The sequence below is a fragment of the Streptomyces poriferorum genome (assembly GCF_019399235.1).
Taxonomy (GTDB): Bacteria; Actinomycetota; Actinomycetes; order Streptomycetales; family Streptomycetaceae; genus Streptomyces; species Streptomyces poriferorum.
Window position 1 is genome coordinate 1 of record NZ_JAELVH010000450.1, and the last position, 3,437, is coordinate 3,437.

General features: G+C 71.8%; 3 protein-coding genes. 1 reads left to right on the forward strand and 2 read right to left on the reverse strand.

Features of this window, described 5'->3' with window-relative positions; genetic code table 11:
* Both JGS39_RS38100 and JGS39_RS38105 read right to left on the reverse strand, forming a co-directional pair.
* Positions 1 to 932 (reverse strand): VOC family protein (locus JGS39_RS38100; RefSeq protein WP_219574351.1); only part of this gene is annotated, 932 nt, incomplete at its 3' end.
* Positions 933 to 961: 29 nt separating this feature from the next.
* Positions 962 to 2,443: an aldehyde dehydrogenase gene (locus tag JGS39_RS38105; protein ID WP_219574352.1), complete on the reverse strand. Its 1,482-nt coding sequence runs from the start codon at positions 2,441 to 2,443 to the stop codon at positions 962 to 964.
* Positions 2,444 to 2,765: 322 nt separating this feature from the next.
* Between JGS39_RS38105 and JGS39_RS38110 the strand changes: the two genes are divergently transcribed.
* Positions 2,766 to 3,437, forward strand: a 672-nt coding sequence (locus JGS39_RS38110; protein ID WP_219574353.1) for an MFS transporter, incomplete at its 3' end; no start/stop codon positions are given.

Sequence of the window (3,437 nt, forward strand, 5' to 3'; positions counted from 1 at the left end):
GTGGTGAGTGGGCCGGGGTCGGGGGTGCCGGCCATGTGGCTGCGGATGGCGGGTGAGGGCGGTCCTGCGGTTCCCCACAGGTCGGAGAGGTCGGGGGTGCGGCGCCAGACCTTGGCGATCCAGGCGTCCTCGACGATCTGGGCGACCTCGGAGGTGTATTCGCAGACGAGTCCGGCGGGGTCGGTGAAGTACGAGAAGGTGTTGTTGCCGGGGCCGTGCCGGCCGGGTCCCCACTGGGGGTTGATGCCGTGGTGGCGCAGGCGTCCGAGGCCGCGCATGAAGTGGTCGACGGACGTCATCTCGTAGGCGACGTGGTTGAGGGAGGTCCACTCGGCCTGGTTGAACGCGATGCAGTGGTGGTCGGCGTTGCAGCGCAGGAACGCCATCTGGTGTTCGGACCAGTCGGAGACGCGCAGGCCGAGGACCGAGGTGTAGAAGGCGACGGCGGCGTCGATGTCCGTGGTGTTGAGGACGGTGTGGGTGACGCCGACGGGGACGGCGGCGTCCCGGCCGCGCGGGGTGACGGCGTGGGTCTGGGCGCTGAGTTCGATCAGCCGGCCCTCGGGGTCGGTGAAGCGGAGTCCGTAGCCGCCGCCGACCTGGTCGAGGGGGCCGGGTCCCGCGACGGGGACGATGCCCCTGGCGAGGAGGCGGTGGGCGGCCTCGTCGATCTCGGCGGGGGTGGCGACGGCGAAGGTGATGCGGCCGAGGCCGTTCTGCTCGCCGCGGGCGAGGTGGAGGACGTGGTGTTCCTCGCCGGTGCCGCGCAGCCAGGTGGCGTCCGTTTCCTGCTCGACGGGTTCCAGGCCCCAGACCTCGCGGTAGAAGTCGGCGGACTCGGTGAAGGCGGGGGTGCGGAGCTCGACGGAGCGCAGGGCGCGCAGCCGGACGACGGGTGCCGGCAGTGGGCGGGGGGTGTTCTCGTACGGCATGGGGGGCTCCGGGTTCTTCTCGCTCGGCTTCACTGGGCTGCCCAGGGCAGGGGGGTGGTGTCGGTGGCCCAGTAGAGGGACTTCTGCCGCTGGTAGCCGCGGATGAGGTCGCGGCCCTTCTCGGTGCCGATGCCGCTGTCCTTCAGCCCGCCGAACGGGGTGGCGATGCTGAACTGCTTGTACGTGTTGATCCAGACGGTGCCCGCGTCGATGCGGCGGGCGAGGCGCCAGGCTCTGGCGTGGTCGCGGGTCCAGATGCCGCAGGCCAGTCCGTAGACGCTGTCGTTGGCCTGGGTGACGAGGTCGTCCTCGTCGTCGAAGGGCAGGGCGACGACGACGGGTCCGAAGATCTCCTCCTGGCAGACGCGGGCGGTGTTGGGCAGGCCGTCCAGGACGGTGGGGAGGTAGTAGGCGCCGTCGCGGTACTGCTCGCCGTCGGGGGCGGCTCCTCCGCACCGGACGTTGGCGCCCTCCTCGCGGGCCAGGTCGACGTAGGCGGCGACGCTGTCGCGGTGGCGGTGGTGGACGAGCGGGGCGACCTGGGTGCCGGGGTCGGTGCCGGGTCCGACGCGGAGCTTTTCCGTACGGGAGACGAGTTCGCCGAGGAACTCCTCGTAGCGGGAGCGGGCGATGAACAGCCGGGAGCCGGCGATGCAGCTCTGTCCGCTGGAGGAGAAGACGCCGTACATGACGCCGGCGAGGGCCTGCTCCAGGTCGGCGTCCTCCAGCACGATCGTCGGGGACTTGCCGCCGAGTTCGAGGGAGACGGGGATGAGTTTGTCGGCGGCGGCGTGGGCGAGGGTGCGGCCGGTGGAGGTGCCGCCGGTGAAGGTGATCTTCTCCACGGCCGGGTGGCGGACGATCGCGTCGCCGATGACGCTGCCGCGGCCGGGCAGGACGGAGAGCAGGGCGGTGGGCAGCCCGGCCTCGGTGAGTGCCCGGTGGACGAGGCGGCCGAGCGCGAGGGCGACGAGCGGCGTCCACTCGGCGGGCTTGAGGAGGACGGCGTTGCCCGCGGCGAGGGCGGGGGCGAGCTTCTGGGCGTCGCTGGCGATCGGCGAGTTCCAGGGGGTGATCGCGCCGACGACGCCGATGGGTTCGTGGACGCTCATCGTGACGTACGGGCCGCGGGAGGGCGTGAGGGTGTCCTCGGCGGTCTCCAGGGCGGCGGCGGTGTAGCGGAAGGTGCCGGCGGCGCTGTGGACGAGGGCGCGGGTCTCGGCGCGGCATTTGCCGGTGTCGGCGGTCTGCAGGGCGGAGAGCTGTTCGGCGCTCTGCTCGACGAGGTCGGCGATGCGGTGGAGCAGCCGGGCGCGGAGGTGGGCGGGGAGCTCGCGCCAGGCGGGGTCGTGGGCGGCGCGGGCGGCTGCGGTGGCGGCCTCCTCGACGTCGTCGAGGGATGCGGCGTGCACGGTGGCGATGACCTGGCCGGTGGCCGGGTCGACCGTCTCGATGAGGGCGCCACGGCCCTGTCGCCACTGCCCCGCGACCAACACCTCGTCGGCAAGCATCAGTTGGCCTCCTGCGATCGAATCGATTACCTCAGAGCTAAAAATCTAAGGGCTTAAGTAATTGTCCGCAAGCCCCCTCGGCAAAATCTCCTTTTGCCTCCGGGGGGCTTGACGGCCGGCACCCCCGGAACGGTAAAACTTAAGCACTTAAAAGCTAGGCACTTACAGAGGTGGCGGCGAGGGCGCGTGGGCGACTTCACAAGCTCACGAGCGCCGCGCGGCCGTTCCCGCCCGTACGCTCAGCTCGTTCCCGCCCCTCCGTAACCCCGTACACCTGGCTCCCCAACCGCTCCGGCCCCACGCGGAGCAGGAGGAACCCTGGATGAGCACCGACACCTCGAAGGACGCCGCCGCCTCCGGCATCTCGCCGGCCGGCACCACCCGCGCCACCATCGCCGCCCGCTTCGAGCGCCTGCCGCTGTCCCGCTGGCATGTCACCGTCCGCCTGATCGTGGGTGTCGTCACCTTCTTCGAGGCCTTCGACCAGCTGCTGATCGCCTACGCGCTGCCGGAGCTCCGCGACGAGTGGCAGCTGTCCACGGGCGACGCCACGGCGGTCCTCACGGTCGGCTCGGCCGGCATGCTCGTCGGCGCGCTGCTGTCGGGGCGGCTGGCCGACCGCTACGGCCGGGTGAAGGTGATCGCGTACTGCGTGGCCGCGTCCGGTCTCGTGAGCCTCGCGCTGACCGCGTGCACCTCGCTCACCCCGTTCCTGGCCCTGCGCTTCGTCCAGGGGCTCGCGATCGGCGGCGAGGTGCCGGTGGCGGCGGCCTTCATCAGCGAGATCACCCGGAGCTTCAAACGGGGCCGCTTCGTCCTGCTGTACGAGCTCGTCTTCCCGGCCGGGCTCACCATCGGCGCCCTGGTCGCGGCCTGGGTGGTCCCGGCGGCGGGCTGGCGCGTGATGTTCGCGGTCGCCGCCGTACCCGGCCTGCTGGCCTTCCTCGTCCAGCGGGGGGTCCCCGAGTCGCCGCGCTGGCTGGCGGAGCGCGGC

Bases quoted from the DNA above. Each gene is read 5' to 3' on its own strand.
- JGS39_RS38105 (WP_219574352.1), bottom strand. From the start codon at position 2,443: ATGCTTGCCGACGAGGTGTTGGTCGCGGGGCAGTGGCGACAGGGCCGT.